The sequence below is a fragment of the Rhizobium johnstonii 3841 genome, from assembly GCF_000009265.1.
In the GTDB taxonomy this organism is placed as follows: Bacteria; Pseudomonadota; Alphaproteobacteria; order Rhizobiales; family Rhizobiaceae; genus Rhizobium; species Rhizobium acaciae.
Genome location: NC_008378.1, coordinates 618,594 through 633,378, shown reverse-complemented (window position 1 = coordinate 633,378; position 14,785 = coordinate 618,594). Strand labels below are relative to the sequence as shown.

Annotated in this window: 16 protein-coding genes; 8 read left to right on the top strand and 8 right to left on the bottom strand. The window is 57.7% G+C overall.

What is annotated here, in order from left to right; translation table 11 throughout:
• Positions 1 to 53: 53 nt before the first annotated feature.
• From RL_RS35810 to RL_RS35785, 7 genes are all read right to left on the bottom strand, one after another.
• Complete coding sequence (locus RL_RS35810) at positions 54 to 707, bottom strand: ChrR family anti-sigma-E factor (RefSeq protein WP_011649342.1); 654 nt, start codon at positions 705 to 707, stop codon at positions 54 to 56.
• Entirely contained in the window at positions 704 to 1,279 is a 576-nt protein-coding gene (locus RL_RS35805) for a sigma-70 family RNA polymerase sigma factor (protein WP_011649341.1), read from the bottom strand. The genes RL_RS35810 and RL_RS35805 overlap by 4 nt, the downstream gene beginning before the upstream one ends.
• A gap of 211 nt (positions 1,280 to 1,490) precedes the next feature.
• On the bottom strand, positions 1,491 to 1,910 hold the full coding sequence (locus tag RL_RS35800; protein WP_041937058.1) for a DUF2177 family protein: 420 nt from the start codon (positions 1,908 to 1,910) through the stop codon (positions 1,491 to 1,493).
• Positions 1,911 to 1,937: 27 nt separating this feature from the next.
• Positions 1,938 to 2,300: a DUF2147 domain-containing protein gene (locus RL_RS35795; protein ID WP_028742909.1), complete on the bottom strand. Its 363-nt coding sequence runs from the start codon at positions 2,298 to 2,300 to the stop codon at positions 1,938 to 1,940.
• A 104-nt stretch (positions 2,301 to 2,404) separates the two neighbouring features.
• Entirely contained in the window at positions 2,405 to 2,497 is a 93-nt protein-coding gene (locus RL_RS40950) for a hypothetical protein (protein ID WP_244432427.1), read from the bottom strand.
• Positions 2,490 to 2,993, bottom strand: coding sequence for a hypothetical protein (locus tag RL_RS35790; RefSeq protein WP_011649338.1), 504 nt, complete (start codon positions 2,991 to 2,993; stop codon positions 2,490 to 2,492). The genes RL_RS40950 and RL_RS35790 overlap by 8 nt, the downstream gene beginning before the upstream one ends.
• Positions 2,994 to 3,173: 180 nt before the next feature.
• Entirely contained in the window at positions 3,174 to 4,547 is a 1,374-nt protein-coding gene (locus RL_RS35785; protein ID WP_011649337.1) for an NAD(P)/FAD-dependent oxidoreductase, read from the bottom strand.
• A gap of 187 nt (positions 4,548 to 4,734) precedes the next feature.
• On the opposite strand from RL_RS35785, the gene RL_RS35780 reads away from it, so the two are divergent.
• From RL_RS35780 to RL_RS38840, 8 genes are all read left to right on the top strand, one after another.
• Complete coding sequence (locus RL_RS35780; protein WP_028742908.1) at positions 4,735 to 5,535, top strand: DUF1295 domain-containing protein; 801 nt, start codon at positions 4,735 to 4,737, stop codon at positions 5,533 to 5,535.
• The gene (locus RL_RS35775) at positions 5,532 to 6,560 is read left to right on the top strand and encodes an SAM-dependent methyltransferase (protein WP_011649335.1); all 1,029 of its coding nucleotides are present in this window, start codon (positions 5,532 to 5,534) and stop codon (positions 6,558 to 6,560) included. Before RL_RS35780 ends, RL_RS35775 begins: the two co-directional genes overlap by 4 nt.
• On the top strand, positions 6,557 to 7,135 hold the full coding sequence (locus RL_RS35770) for a hypothetical protein (protein WP_011649334.1): 579 nt from the start codon (positions 6,557 to 6,559) through the stop codon (positions 7,133 to 7,135). Before RL_RS35775 ends, RL_RS35770 begins: the two co-directional genes overlap by 4 nt.
• A 146-nt stretch (positions 7,136 to 7,281) precedes the next feature.
• The gene (locus tag RL_RS35765) at positions 7,282 to 7,662 is read left to right on the top strand and encodes a lipocalin family protein (RefSeq protein WP_244432426.1); all 381 of its coding nucleotides are present in this window, start codon (positions 7,282 to 7,284) and stop codon (positions 7,660 to 7,662) included.
• A 64-nt stretch (positions 7,663 to 7,726) separates the two neighbouring features.
• Positions 7,727 to 8,194 (top strand): TspO/MBR family protein, encoded by a 468-nt coding sequence (locus RL_RS35760; RefSeq protein ID WP_011649332.1) that lies wholly within the window; start codon positions 7,727 to 7,729, stop codon positions 8,192 to 8,194.
• Between the two features lie 235 nt (positions 8,195 to 8,429).
• On the top strand, positions 8,430 to 9,038 hold the full coding sequence (folE, locus tag RL_RS35755) for a GTP cyclohydrolase I FolE (RefSeq protein ID WP_011649331.1): 609 nt from the start codon (positions 8,430 to 8,432) through the stop codon (positions 9,036 to 9,038).
• A 45-nt stretch (positions 9,039 to 9,083) separates the two neighbouring features.
• Positions 9,084 to 9,791: an SDR family NAD(P)-dependent oxidoreductase gene (locus RL_RS35750; protein WP_173364466.1), complete on the top strand. Its 708-nt coding sequence runs from the start codon at positions 9,084 to 9,086 to the stop codon at positions 9,789 to 9,791.
• Between the two features lie 1,173 nt (positions 9,792 to 10,964).
• A complete protein-coding gene (locus RL_RS38840) occupies positions 10,965 to 11,306 on the top strand; it encodes a recombinase family protein (protein WP_244432425.1) in 342 nt (113 codons plus the stop codon).
• On the opposite strand, the gene traA is transcribed toward RL_RS38840, so the two are convergent.
• Positions 11,242 to 14,526, bottom strand: coding sequence for a Ti-type conjugative transfer relaxase TraA (traA, locus tag RL_RS35740; RefSeq protein ID WP_011649328.1), 3,285 nt, complete (start codon positions 14,524 to 14,526; stop codon positions 11,242 to 11,244). The genes RL_RS38840 and traA overlap by 65 nt on opposite strands.
• Positions 14,527 to 14,785 lie beyond the last annotated feature (259 nt).

Here is a 14,785-nt window from a genome sequence, read left to right as displayed (position 1 = left end):
ACCTCAAAGGCGCTCTTCTGTGTGCTTCTCGACGTCGTGATTTCTATTGACGATCAGATTCCCAACAAAGGTTGCAGCCAGCGCACAAACCTGCTTTTGAAGCGCAGAGGCGCGTCAGTGACGGCAAGACATATGCAGTCTTTTCCGGCGCTGGCTCGTGGCTGATGCATGAGATCGCCATCTGCCATTTCGACGTCGCCTCGCGCGAACGTCGAGACTTCATCGCTGAAGCTGCCATCGAGAACAAGCGTCAGTTCAGAGCCCTCGTGGGAATGTTCCGGAACGGGCTGACCGGCAGGAATCTTCAGCAATCGGACGGTCGTCGTATTGTCGTCGGTCGGTATAATCATCTGCGCTGCGCCGCGACCCAGTCTGCGCCACTTCAACCCGCCAGCTTGCTCGATATAAGACCTCAGTGGCTCGGGGTAAGTGTTGTTGGCGGCTGTGTGCTTCTTGATTGGCACGACTTTCTCGATCTCACCAGCTTCAATCCTCGCTCGGAGGCTTTGCCAGCTTGCTGTCACATCGTCTTTGCCTGCGTCTTGGGATTCAAGAAAGTAGCCCCCCACGTTTTCGAGCATCGCAAGATTCGTGCGGCATAACGGGCAAAGTGCGAGGTGGGTCGCAACTGCGACGCTCCAACCCTCCGCCAGTGTCCCGGCGGAGTAGTGCAGGAGCATGTCGTCATCCAGATGGTGTTCAATCATTTGGCATCGTCCTGAATCGCCATCCGCAATTTCTCGCATGCAAGCCGTATCCTCGATTTTACCGTTCCAAGTGGGAGGTTTAGTCTTTCTGCTATCATTGTGTGGGTCAGACCGTCGAAGAATGACATCCGAAGGACTTCCACGTACTTCTGTTTCAATGTGAGCATCGCATTATGCAGCTCCTGCGCGTTCTGTTGCCGCTGAATCTTGACGTCCGCTGCTTCCATCTCATCTGGCACAAATGCGGGGTCGTTAACGTCGAATTCGGGATGGGCACCTTTGCGGGCAGCATCGATCATTTGATTTCTCGCAATCGCAAATATCCAGGTCGATGCCTGCGCCTTTGATGAATCGAACAGCGCCGCCTTATACCAGACGCGCATCATGGTTTCCTGGGTCAGTTCCTCAGCGAGTATGCGATTGCCTCTCGTCAGACGGGCCATGTAAGAACGGACGCGTGGGCAAAAGTGCCTGTACAGAATTTCGAATGAGTCGATGTCGCGCGACTTTCCCACGGCCGACATCAATGAATTGATCCGTGCGGCATCCAATTTTTGCTTCTCTTCCTCCAAGGCGCCGACCTTTCGTTCCAAACCCGGCAAGTGCCAGGCGACTGCCTTAGCACGGGTCCCTCGACGTAGTCCGGATCGGAACGGTAATCGCATGTTCATGACGTGGATTACGCGTGAGAACCTGAGCGGATCAAAAAAGCGACATGAAAAATTTGAACACGCGACGGATCATCTGCCAATGCGAAGTCAGCATATCCCCTACGGAACCTCATCACGTCTTATCCAGTGTTCCCACAACGCGCTGCGTAATCCAAAAAGCCGCGCCAGCTGAAACAGCCGATAAGGCGCTACCCCAAAGCAAATCGGCCATCGTTAGAGTCGTCGACCAATTTTTAAGCGTCGACTGGTTTGTTAAGTCGTAGGTTGCGTACGCTGTAAAGCCAACGGCGGCGCCGTATAGAGCGGCCGTGACCACGGAGCCAGACATCAAGCCTGTCCTGACAGCCAGAAACGTCAGTCCGGCCGCGTAGATGAGGTAAAAGGCGACGGCCGGAGCCAGCCTGAATTCAGGGGCCAGCATTTCGCCCAAAGTTGGGCGATAAAGGCGATCTGCCATGCTTCCAAGCCAGACGAAATCAATCGCGACGAAAACGATCAGCGTTGCAAGATAGGCGACAATATAGGTTTTCACATTTTTTCTCATTACAAATCCTGCACCTCAGTCAATGCGCGTCCAGTCGATAGCTTTGCAAAGCAAACCAGCGACCACACAGCCTTTCGTGGTCATCTTGTTGCCATCGACGGTGACCGTCAGCTTGTAGCTCATGTCACGTTGCGGATCGAAAGCGGTGCCCGAATAGCTACCCTCGGCGTCTGGTCTTATCGACATCACAAGCTTGTCGCCTTCCTTCTCCTTCGGCGTCCCCGGCTTGATCCATGTGTTGACAGCGCAGACATCTGAACCGCACGGTGCGATCTTCACCTTTGCGTTTCCGTCTCCTCGCGCCCACTGACCGTTGATGTCAGCAGCCGCTGCCATGCTTGCAGCCCCAATAGCCAAAACTACGACCATCGGCATCATCGGGTTCATTCCGTTTCTCCTTAAGGTGCGATTCAAGCATGTTCGATCGTGTAAAGGCCTACATCGATGCTTCGTTCCTCAAAGCCCGCCTCGCAGTAACTAGGCTAATAGTTCCAGAGCCGTTTAAAGCGCTCGTCGAATCCTTGGTCAGCGATCGCTGACCAACGCGCGTGAAAACGTACCCTCCATTCACGCAGAGTTCGGGCGTAGGATTTGCCGAAATGCTCGATCTCGGTCAGCTTCAGATTTTTCAGCCCTTAGCACCTCATCTGATGGCAGAAAGCCACCGGGAAAGACATATTTCCGGATGAAGTCGATGCTGCCGCGATAGGCGTCGAACCTTTCCTGATTGCCGTCGATTGCCAGAGACAGCGCATCGCCGTTTTTGACGGCCAGCCGTATCAATGCTGTCAGATCCGGGGTCGTCCAGTCCTCTTCGAGATAGCCTTCCGCAAAGCCGATATCGCCGGCGGTGACCATACGCCGGATCGCCCGCCAGCGCTCCATGTTAAGCGTTGCATCAGGCCCGGGCTCGGGGCCGACTTTATCGACCACCGCCCCAGATAGCAGCGCGATTCTAAGCGCGCCGAACCGCAGGCTGCGGACCATATGCGCTACCACAATGGCGCCAAGACTTGTGATTGACGGAAGATTCGAGACCTGCTCGCCAGAGATATCTTCAAGCGGGCTCATAGACTTCAATCTCCAGCTGAGACGGAATCCGGTCTGTATCCGACGTGGGAACAACAATTTTTACAGGCGGCGCCGATACGCCCGAAGATGGATGACTCTTAACGATGCGCGTTAGCCTGTGCCGTGCGTGGATTGCGCGGATAAAGGCCGGATGACTGGGACTTGGTCGAAATTCCGGTGTCATGCGAGCACTGTCCCGTCGATCGGAACATCGATGGGCCTAATCAGCGGCTTGCGAATAATCCGGGCACTTTCCTGCGCTACCTGCCAGGGCCGGCGCAGGCCGCCGAGATCTTCAGCGACCGCGAGCCCGGCTTGAATGCCGTCTTCATGAAACCCTGACCCGAAATGCGCGCCGCAGAACCAGGTATTGCCTACCCCCTGCAGCGACCAGACTTCGTGCTGAGCTCTGTCTGTTCCAAGGTCGAAGACAGGGTGGTCGTAGACTTCACGCAGAATAACGCTGTCAGCGCGCGGCTCGCGACGTGGATTGAGGGTCACAAATATTGGAGGCGCTGCGCCAAGTGGCTGCAGCCTGTTCATCCAATAGGTGATCGACGGCTGTGCGGGTGCATCCTCGGTGTCGGCGATATAATTCCAACTTGACCACGCACCGCGCCGCCTCGGCATGAGGCTGGCATCGCCGTGGAGCACGGCCTCGTTGCGCGAATATTGAAACGCACCAAGGATGCGCCGTTCGTCGTCCGTTGCATCAGTCAGCAGGCGGAGCGCCTGATCCGCGTGGGTGGCAATCACGACGTCGTCGAAGACTTGGTTTGCACCCCCGGCATCCCGGACTTCCACTCGCCCCGACAGCCGGCGGATGGCCGTCACCGGGGTCGAAAGCCTTATCCGGTCGGCGAAACGGCTGGCAATGCGCGACACATATTCACGGCTGCCACCCTTGACCGTTCGCCAGATTGGCCGGTTCCAGAGTTCGAGAAGGCCGTGATTGCGACAGAATTTCACGAAGCTGGCAGCAGCGTAGTTGCCCACCTCCATGGCCGGCGTCGACCAGATTGCGGCGGCCATCGGATAGAGGTGGTCGTCGCGGAAAGGTCGACCATAGCCGTTGCGGCATAGGTAGTCATGAAGCGACATGTTGCCCATCATAGCAAGATCGCGCGGTGCGGTGCGATAGAAGCGAAGTAAATCCCGTATCATCGACCAGAAGCGCGCGCTGACGAGATTTGATCTTTGAGCAAATAAACCGAGGCCGGTGCCGCCGGAATATTCGAAGGCACCATCGTTCAGCGAAACGGCAAATGACATGTCGGACGCAGCCGTCGGCACGTCGAGCAAGCGGAACAAAGCTGTCAGATTCGGGTACGTGACCTCGTTATAGACAACAAAGCCGGTATCAACCGCAACTGGTCCGCTCGCGCTCTCGAACTCCACCGTATTGCTGTGACCACCAATCCGGTTCGCAGCCTCGTAAACAGTAACATCGTGGCGGTGAGACAAAAGCCAAGCTGCCGAAAGGCCTGAAATGCCGGTTCCAACCACGGCTATATTCCGGCGCCGTCCGCCAGCGTTCCGATTATCAAATTCCATATAACCTCTCGGTGTGAGCCGTTGCCGGCTCTCAATGCAGTTGTTTTCAGACCGCCTCTACGAAGAGGAGCTCAGGTTAGTTTTGCTGGCTGCGCAATTTTTTGAGGAATTTCCAGGCGCGCGGAAAAACTGATCTGTGTGCAAGGCCGTAGAGAAGCTCGTTAGCAATCCACCCGATGGAAAAACGATGGATTTGTCTCTTCTAGTTCTCATTGCAATCTTGTTGTCGCTTGCGATGGCCATCGCCTGGGCGATTCAGCGTTTCACGGGCTTGAGTGGCTGGATCGATACGATCTGGACCGCCGCGGTAGGCGTCGGCGGTATGACCGCGGCGCTTTTTTCGAATGGGGACGTTGATCGTCGCATCGCCCTCATGATCATCATCGCCGCCTGGGCACTGAGGCTCGGCGGCCATATCGGGTCACGTACCAGAGGCGGTAGCGAAGATCCCCGCTATGCAAGGCTTATAGCGGAGTGGGGTGATAGCGCCGCATGGCGGCTATTCCTCTTTCTCCAGATCCAGGCGTTAGCGGCATTCGTGCTCGTGCTGGCCGTCTATCTCGCAGCGAACAATGATATCGCCTTCCCAAGTTTGCATGATGGGATCGCTGTCTTGATCGCTGCTGTTGCGCTGGTCGGCGAGGCGATCGCCGACGTGCAGCTGGCGCGCTTCCGGAAAACACCGCAGGCGAAGACAGAGGTCTGCGAGGCTGGCCTATGGCGCTATTCGCGCCACCCCAACTATTTCTTCGAATGGCTCTTCTGGTGTTGCTGGCCACTTTTCGCGATTGCAGCGCCAATCTCGAGCTGGCTGTCGATCTTCGCACCGCTGCTGATGTATTGGCTGCTCGTTCATGTCTCCGGCATCCCCCCGCTCGAAGAGCACATGCTGCGCTCGCGCGGCGAAAAGTTCCGCGCCCTGCAGAGCCGCGTCAACGCCTTTTTCCCAGCACCTCGAAGACAGCGCCCACAAGGAGATGAGCGATGAATGTGATGGCTTTCGCTATCAAGACTGCCGAGCGAGCCCCGCTCAACGACAGCATGACGCTCGCCGGCATCGAGCTCCTCTGCAACCGCACCAAGCGCAGACTGGCGGCGACGTCAGCTGAGGCCGAGAGGGTCTTTGTCGACACGATGGGGCATTTTCCGGTCGCCACGCATACTGACCAGGCCAACCGCCAACATTATGAGGTGCCGGCCGCCTTTTTCGCGCTGGCGCTCGGGGCGCAGACAAAATACTCATGCTGTCTATACCCGACAGATACCACGACGCTTGACGAGGCCGAAACCTTTGCTCTTGCCGAGACCGTGAACCACGCCGCCATCGAAGATGGCATGAGTATTCTTGAGCTGGGCTGCGGCTGGGGCTCGCTGTCGCTCTATCTCGCCACGCATTTCCCGAATTCGCGCGTCACCTCGGTATCAAACTCCGCCTCTCAGCGCGCATACATCCTTGCCCGCGCCGAAACACTCGGATTGACCAACCTGAGCGTCATCACCGCCGACATGAACCACTTTGCCACCGACCAGCGTTATGACCGCGTCGTCTCCGTGGAGATGTTCGAGCATATGTCGAACTGGCGGGCGCTTTTAGAGCGGGTGCACCGCTGGATCCAGCCTGACGGCAAGCTGTTCCTGCACATCTTCACGCACAAAGACCGATCCTATCGTTTCGACCGCGCCGACCCTGCCGATTGGATCGCCCAGCACTTCTTCACCGGCGGCATCATGCCGGCCCATGACCTGCCGCACCGATTCGGCGATCTATTCCAAGTGGAAATGGAATGGCGCTGGTCGGGCACGCATTATCGCCGCACTTCTCTTGACTGGCTCGCCAATTTCGATCGGTACATCGATCGCATCCGGCCAGTCTTAAGGCAGATCTACGGCCGGGACGCATCTCTTTGGCAGCGCCGTTGGAGACTGTTCTTTCTTTCGACGGCTGGCATGTTCGGCCATGACAGGGGCGCTATCTGGGGTGTCGGCCACTACCTTCTGGGACGAACACCATGATGGCAGTTGCACATGCCAAGCTTGATCCATTGACAACGGCGTCCGTAACGGTTGCTTGGGTCATTCTCCTGAACAAGCCGTTTTACCCGCTCTACATTTGGTATTTGGTAGGCAATGGCGTAACAGCTTCTCTTGGCACCTTAGCCGCAGCGCCGCTCTTTCTGGCGATCCCCTTTATAGCCCGGCGTTCGCCGCTGTCTGCAAGGATCGCCCTTCCGCTGGTCGGTACGTTTGACACTCTGTTCGAAACGAAGCTCTTTGGCCAACACTCCGGTACTGAGTTGTTTCTGGCGGCCTGCTTAATGCTCGTTGCAGTCTCATTTCGAGAAGACGAACAGTGGTGGCAACGTGGAATGGCTGTCCTCGTTTTTGCCGCCTTCGTGTTTTCACGGGGTTTTATCGGCGCGCCGCTGCACGTTTGGACGCAAACAGACCTTGCGATACTCCTCAACTTGAACGCGTTCGCCGTGGCAAGTCTGATGGCCTTCGTAACGCTGCGATATGCGGGAACTTCACGCCAGTCGAGGCTTTATTCAGCGGTGCCTGAGCACCCAACACCGGGGAGGTATTCATGAAACATTGTCTCAATCGTGCGGGCCGGCTTCTGCTGGCGGTGCTCTTCATCCTTGGCGAAGCCGCCGCTGCGTACGCCACACCCAACGTGATTAAAGTGGGACGGGATCACTATCGCGGGACGTGGCTGGAGGTCGGGCGGACACCGATGTTCCTGACCGACGGCTGCGTTGCGGGCTATTCGAGCTACCGACAAGGCAAATCGCCAGATGAGATTCTCATCGAAGACGGTTGTAGAGTCGACACGCCCCAAGGTCGACTGAAGACCGTCCGCGGCACCGGGACCATCCAGGATTTCGGGACAACAAATGCGAAGATGCAGGTTCGATACCCCTGGCTGATCACTTTCAACTATTGGGTCTTGTATAAATCTCCTGACAAATCCTGGTTTATCAGCGCCAACCCGTCGATGACGAACCTGTGGATTTACTCCAGGAACATCCCCTCGAAAAACAAGCTGCATCGAATGATCAACAAGGCGCGCGAACTCGGCTACGACGTTCGCAAGCTTGAGTTTCCACAGCAGTGAAGAGAAAACACAGACTGGCAATATCCCTTGACGCGCTGATGGACTTTCAGGAGAATTAGATACAATGCCCTCCTACCGCACAACCAGCGCAATGATGCTGGGCCTCTTTCTCCTTGTCGTGATCGGCGTCGGGCTGGTGATCGGCCTAACCATTCAACCAGGGGCCTGGTATGCCTCATTGAACAAGCCGTTTTTCAATCCGCCAAATTGGATTTTCGGTCCGGCATGGACCACACTCTATATCCTTATTGCAATTGCGGGCTGGCGCACGTGGCTTATCGAGGGCGTCAAAGGCCGGGCCATCAAGATCTGGATTGGGCAGATGATACTGAACTGGCTGTGGACGCCACTATTCTTTGGGGCGCATGCAATGTCTTTAGGCCTGGCGGTCATCCTCTGCCTACTGCTTCTCATCCTTTATTTTATTGCGATAGCAAGAGATAAGGTCGCGCGTTTTTGCTTCTTTCCCTATGCGCTATGGGTGGGATTTGCTTCCGTGCTGAACGCGTCTTTGCTTTGGCTGAACGGCTGAAACGTCATACCAAAAGATATCCGACAGGTGGCCTGAGCACTGGTTGCAGGTGACGGAACAAGTCAACAGGGTCCGCACTAAATCGACTGTCGCAATCACGACCTCTTCACCAAATCCAGACCACCAGCGTATCCAGAACCAATCTGACAGTTGCGCTACTTTGCAGATCGGCAGTTTTGATCCGGAACCCGGCAAGGGACGTAAGCTCAGTCGCTTGTTAATTCCGGAGAGATTTATGGATGCCATTGTCACCAATGCATGCCCGGTGGCTGCCTCGGAACGTCCAACTCAACACCAGGCTGAGGAAGCGGTGCGTAAGCTAATACGCTGGGCCGGAGACGATCCATCACGCGAAGGTCTGCTCGATACTCCGAAGCGGGTGGCAAAGGCTTATCGCGAACTCTTCTCCGGATACGCAACGGAGCCTCAGGATGTGCTTTCGAAGACTTTTTCCGAAGTCGGTGGCTACAACGAGATGGTGCTCGTCAGAGGCATCGAGTTTCATTCCCATTGCGAGCACCACATGGTGCCGTTCCATGGGATTGCTCATATCGCATACATTCCCGAGCAGTGCGTGCTCGGTCTTTCAAAAATGGCAAGGCTCGTCGATCTCTATGCCCGCAGGCTGCAGACCCAGGAAACCATGACTGCTCAGATCGCGAGAGCTCTTGAAGAAAGCTTACGCCCGAAAGGTGTCGCCGTCATGATCGAGGCGGAGCACATGTGCATGGCAATGCGCGGCATCCGGAAGCAGGGAGCCAAGACGCTCACAACCGCGTTCGCCGGACTGTTCGAAGCATCTGTATCGGATCAGGCGCGTTTCACAATGCTGGCCCGCGGTTGAAACCGGCCTCCTGACGACAATGAATCGCAATCTCGAGAACCCCGGATGACCGAAACGCTGATGCGATCATTAGATGCAGGGTATTCTGCCTTGGTCACTGGAGCCAGCGGAGGAATCGGAAATGCGATTTCGAGGCAGTTGGAAATGGACAGCAACTGCGCGAAGGTTGCCCGCCTTTCTCGTCAAGAGAACGGGTTCGACCTTACGGACGAGAATTCCGTGCAGCGCGCGGCGGACATGCTCAAGTCGAATGAGTTTGATCTCATCATCTGTGCCACAGGTGCTTTGACGATTGACGGCATGGGACCGGAGAAGTCGATACGCCAGATTTCGCAAAATGCCATGATGGCCCAGTTTGCCGTCAACGCCGTTGGACCCGCTCTCGTCGTCAAGCACTTCGTTCCGCTGCTCGCAAAGAAGAAGCGGGTAATTTTCGCCCTCCTATCGGCGCGGGTGGGATCGATCGGCGACAATGCGCTGGGAGGCTGGATTTCATATCGCTCGTCGAAGGCTGCGCTCAACCAGATCGTTCACACAGCCGCAATAGAAGTGGCCCGGGCGAACCCATTGTCCTTGCTTGTGACCGTGCATCCCGGGACCGTCATAACTCAACTGTCCGATCCATTCGCATCGGACCACCCGCGTTCAGCGCCTGATGAAGCCGCCAAGCGAATATTGCGGATGCTGGACGATTTGACACCACACCATACGGGCGGTTTCTTCGCATATGATGGAACAACCATTCCTTGGTAACCGCGATTGGTCCGACAGTCGCAACGCAACGGGCCATTCTGAAAGTATTTGCAGGTTCTTATCAATCCGGTACGCAATCTCATCTTCATTCGGTGACGAGCTGTCGCTGTCGATCTCTAGCTTGCCAGGAAATTTTGGTCCCGGTTTTCGACACCTCTTCAATTACATAAGTGATCGCCATCAATCCGGAGCTCGGCAGGACGGAACTCTCGGACGATATTGACTGAAGCTGGAGATCCGGTCGTGGTGGCATGCGCTTGACGGTCTTTTCGGTCTCAGCGGCAAACATCGCAAACTCTGCGGTATAGTCGTCGAAAAGTCATCCAGCGCCGGATCAAGTTTCGTCTTGAGTTCCGTGAACTTCATTGCGTTCCGCATGCACCAAAGCTCCGAGGCCGACGCGACCGTTGGCTTTTCGCGCCACCAGCGCTATCTAACTATCGAGAGCGCCGGCCGGCCGTGCAGACCGCGATCACGTCGGTGCGCAGCCACCCTTCCCGACGGACCGACTATCGTTAAAGCGCACAACAAGACCGCAATCGTCGATGATATCGGCTTCGCGGCAACCGAAAGATCCGTTTCAAACGATAGATATCTTCAGCGGCATGCGGTCCTCCTTTGAATAGTCAAAGTTTACGGACGGCTGGTCAAAGCAGGTCAAAACGCCGGTACACCAGAAAACAAAAAGCTGATCCAAAGCTTCAAACCTGCGTAGTCACTACGACATATTTTGATTATCGATCGCGGCAAAAACCAGCCTCTGATCGGCTTGAGGAGGCAATGTCGAGGATACAACGCCGGGGCGGAGCCCTAGCAATGATGTGGAGGAAGTCAAGTGAACGCTGTACAGAAAATCGCCATAATATGGATAACTTCTATCATATGCTCGGCATGCTCGACCTATACCGGATCTAGCACTAGATCTCCTGCACCCCACATTACTTCTTCTGTTAAAACGTCCCTAGAAGGACAAGGATGTCGCAGCAAACCAAATTTTGAGGGAATGATGCGAACGTTGTGTTACTAGTCGGACAGATTTGGAACACCTGCCTCAAGGAATTGCGCAACGGCGAGGTGTCGGTTGTCTGGAAACCCGAGCGGTTAGGTCGATCGCTCTCTCCCCTGATCCATATCGTTTGAGGGTTGGAAGTACGTTGCGTCGCCTTACGCTTTGTGACGGAGGCGATCGACACAAGGAATCAGCATGGTGCGTTTCTAGTCAGCCTGTTCGGCTCGCTTGCCGAATACGAGAGAGCGTTGATCACGGAGCGGGTCAATGCCGGCGTGGTTACGCGCGCCGGCGCGGCCGCGAGGGCGGCAGGCCTTCGGAACTGCGTCTCTCGCCAGCGCGGATACGCGACTTTTGAATTTGCCAAAGGCGGCGAGACCCAAGGGCAGGGCTCGCAAAACGACAGGCAGCTCCTCGAAATCCCTGGGCGAGCCAAGACGTCTACATCCCAAGCCCCAAGGACTTGCCGCGCTTCAGTGATCGCTTCAACTCCATCTGCTGGGTGAGCTCCGCACGATGACTACGATCGGCAAGGCGAGCAACCTGGCTGATCCGCTCGATGTCCCCAGCCCGACCCGGCCCCATTCGCTTCAGCTGCTCTGCGAGATCTGAGGGATCGGCGCGACCGAAGCGCGTTTCGATCGCAGTAACGATGTCCTTCGCCTCGGCAAGCGCGCGACGGCCCTCCGGCGTCCCCGCCAGTTGCTCGACGAACTTTGCCTTGTCGGCATAGGGCAGATCATCGAGCTGGCGCAGCAGCGCCTCGCTCCGGCGGCTCGGGCCCAGAACCTCGACCACGTCCTGCTTTTCCCGCTTCCAGCGCTCCGCGCCGCATTCGGCTGCGAGGCGACGCTGCCAGGTCTTGCCGGATTGGCGGACATGCGACGCCAGCGCATCGATCCTTGAAAGCGCGTGTTTGCGTTCGGCGTTGTCTCCGAACAGGCCGGTCTTGCCGGCCAGCGCACCGATCGCCTCGGGCAAAGTGCTGAGTTGACTGGCGAGCGCGACCGGATCGGCGTTCTCATCGAGGATGCGGCCGCGCAACACGTCCATTGCCGCTGGCGCGTCGTTGAACACCTGCGGCGCAAGCTGCTTTGCCGCGGCCCAATCTCGGTCGAATGCCGGCATCGCCTTTGACCGTCCAACCGCTTCCACGCTCATCGCATAGGTCTTCACGGCCGCAACGAGCACGCGGCGTTCATCGTCATTGCGGTCTTGGTGCGGAGAGCCGCCATCGGCGATGCTGCGGGCTGCGAGCGGTGTCGGCGGCCGCGGCTCCTGCAGTGGCTTGGGAACCGCCGTGTCCGGAATGTGCTGTATCCCTTTGCTGATTCCCTGAGATGCGACCTCACTCTCGCCCTGCCCCCGGCGATCCTCCATGCCGCGCCGATTGGCAAAGTCATGCGTATAGTCGAGCGTCGTCTCCTTCACGCCTGAGCGGCTGAGTGCCTCCGTCAGGGAGCGCAGCGTCTTGAACGCATCCAGTCCCGCATAGAGCTGCACCTCCTCGCGATGACGGGTCATCGCGACGTAGGTCAGATGCCGGTCCATCGTCGTCGACGCCAGAACAAAACTCCGGTCGACGGTAGCGCCTTGCGTCTTGTGGATCGTCGTGGCGTAGCCGTGATCAAAGGCCTGGTAACTATTCACCGGAATGATCACCTGGCGTTGCCCATCTGGCGTCTGCGCCTTGCCGTCAAGCCGAACCTGTATTGCGTCCGGCGCGACGGCGATCACCTCGCCCAGCATGCCATTCTTGACGGCGAGATCGCGATTGTTCTCCAGGAAGACGATGCGGTCGCCACGTGCAAAGGATCGCTTCCCATTGTTGGTCTGGTAGCTCAGTTCCTCACCTTTATCGCCAGGCGGGTGGCTACCCTTTGCCAGCTCACCGCGCTCCTGCAACTGAGCGCGAATGCCGGCATTGATGGCGCGGACGTCGTCGCGTCGATGGGCCATGGCAATGCGCGTGTCGTTGGGATTGGCCGATCGGTCAGCGACGTAATCGGCAATGATCGCCTTCAGCGTTTCAGCGCGATCCGTCTTCAGATGAACGCTTCCCCGTGCCTCGTAGGCCGACAGTCCGGCTGCGGTCCGGTGAGATGCGAAGTCAATCGAGGCCTGCTTTTGCCAATCGGTTCTTTGACGTCGGACTTCCGACAGTTGCGCATGGCCGACGGCTTCGGCGATCGCCCGGAACGGTGCGCCCGCTCCGATCGCCTGAAGCTGTTCATGATCTCCGACCAGGACGAGCTTGGCGCCGGCCCGTTTGACCTCGTCGACGAAGCGGGCGAGCTGACGACTGCCGACCATGCCGCCCTCATCGATGACGAAGACGTCCCGAGCATTGAGCCGACCGCGATCAGCTTGCCAGCTATATTCCCACGATGCCAAGGTGCGGCTCGCGATCCCGGACGATTGCTCCAGGCCTTCCGCCGCCTTGCCGGCCAATGCCGCGCCATGAACACGATAACCTTGCGCTTCCCAGGCGTGCCGGGCAGCCGCCAGCATCGTGCTCTTGCCGGCACCGGCAAAGCCGATCACGACAGCGATCTGACCGGGACCCGTGACATGCTCGATCGCCTGGCGCTGTTCCGCCGACAGCCCCTGCCCCGGTGAAGGATTTCCCGCCTGGATCGATCTGTCCTGTTCGGCAATCGCGGCATCCACATGCCGCTTGAAGACACCGTGGTTTTGGCGCGCCTTCATCGCCGTGACATTGCTGGCGATCACGCCCTCGATCGCCACCATCTCGACCGTCGAATAGCGTGCCTCGCCGTCACGACCGCGAAGACTTGAACTGTCGGGTCTGAGCTCGACGAGAGCCTTCGACGCCATGACCGCGGCAAAAGCGTTCTGGAAGGTTTGCGGATCGTCATTGACGTATCGATGCAGAGCCCTGGCAATGTCATAGCGGTTGAAGACGCTCTTTTCGTTGGTAATCAGCTTCAGGATTTCATCCGGGCGCCTCCGGATGGTCTCGGCATTTCGCTCGGCCGATTGCGGTGAGATGCGGACGCGCGAGACTGCCCCACCCTGCCGATTGATCTCAGTCGCATGCACACCGACATGTTCGGTCGGCTCGATCGTGATCCCGGCTTCCAGATGCGAACGGTTGTCGATACGGATATCGAGGCCGGCCCTCTCAAGGTGCGTGTTGGCAAGATGCTCCCAGGCCTGTCTGAGATCCTTCAGCTGCAGTTGCGATGGCGGCAGGTGATTGGCGAGAAGCCACCTGTTTTCCCGCTCGAGCAACGTCTTGTCGCCAAGACCGGCTTCCGTCACCTGGCGCGTCGTCATCATCAGATGCGCGTGGCTGTTTCTGATATCGCTTGCCTCGCCTGGCCGATGGATCGCGAAGTCGACGGCAGCGCCGTAGCGGTTGGCGAGATCGGCGGCGAAGGCCCGCGTCAGCGCCAGGCGTTGATCCGGCGTCAGTTCGTGCGGCAGGGCGATTTCGAATTCGCGGGCAATCCGGGCGTCACTTCGCTTCTCGGCACGCTCGGCGGCATTCCACAAGGCGGATCGCTTCATCGCCCAATAGGCAGAAGAGCGAGCCGGCAAGACGATCTCGGCATGCTCGACACCTGTCCTGTTGCTAAAATCATGGGTCAGCCCATCACGCTCGTTCGTCAGCCGCTCGGCGGCACGATAGGCGGCGGACGCCACGGCGCTGCGGCCACCGCTGCGGGCGATCGGCTTCATGCTGAGATGATAGATCGCCATCGCTTGTCCCCTTTGTTAGCGGGCCGCCGGCCCGCGCTTTGAGTTGCCCCGCAACTCGTAAGTGCGCCCTTGTGCCTTCGTCGCTTTGCTCCTTCGGGCACTGGTGGGAGCACGCGGCAATCTCCCCATGACCTCGTAAGCCGTTCAGCCGGTTGCTTCCACGCGCAGATTTGCGGGTTTCGAAAGGCCGCTCGTCGAGACAACCTCGATCGAGGCACGCCGGCAGCGGAGACACCCTCCGTTCATTGCCGCGGCCAAT

Excerpts from the sequence above, each read along its gene's own strand:
- traA (WP_011649328.1), bottom strand. The coding sequence starts at position 14,526 with ATGGCGATCTATCATCTCAGCATGAAGCCGATCGCCCGCAGCGGTGGC.
- RL_RS35750 (WP_173364466.1), top strand. The coding sequence starts at position 9,084 with ATGACCGAAACGCTGATGCGATCATTAGATGCAGGGTATTCTGCCTTG.
- RL_RS35810 (WP_011649342.1), bottom strand. The coding sequence starts at position 707 with ATGATTGAACACCATCTGGATGACGACATGCTCCTGCACTACTCCGCC.
- RL_RS35760 (WP_011649332.1), top strand. The coding sequence starts at position 7,727 with ATGCCCTCCTACCGCACAACCAGCGCAATGATGCTGGGCCTCTTTCTC.
- RL_RS35765 (WP_244432426.1), top strand. The coding sequence starts at position 7,282 with ATGTTCCTGACCGACGGCTGCGTTGCGGGCTATTCGAGCTACCGACAA.
- RL_RS35775 (WP_011649335.1), top strand. The coding sequence starts at position 5,532 with ATGAATGTGATGGCTTTCGCTATCAAGACTGCCGAGCGAGCCCCGCTC.
- RL_RS35785 (WP_011649337.1), bottom strand. The coding sequence starts at position 4,547 with ATGGAATTTGATAATCGGAACGCTGGCGGACGGCGCCGGAATATAGCC.
- RL_RS35780 (WP_028742908.1), top strand. The coding sequence starts at position 4,735 with ATGGATTTGTCTCTTCTAGTTCTCATTGCAATCTTGTTGTCGCTTGCG.
- RL_RS35770 (WP_011649334.1), top strand. The coding sequence starts at position 6,557 with ATGATGGCAGTTGCACATGCCAAGCTTGATCCATTGACAACGGCGTCC.
- RL_RS35795 (WP_028742909.1), bottom strand. The coding sequence starts at position 2,300 with ATGATGCCGATGGTCGTAGTTTTGGCTATTGGGGCTGCAAGCATGGCA.
- RL_RS35790 (WP_011649338.1), bottom strand. The coding sequence starts at position 2,993 with ATGAGCCCGCTTGAAGATATCTCTGGCGAGCAGGTCTCGAATCTTCCG.
- folE (WP_011649331.1), top strand. The coding sequence starts at position 8,430 with ATGGATGCCATTGTCACCAATGCATGCCCGGTGGCTGCCTCGGAACGT.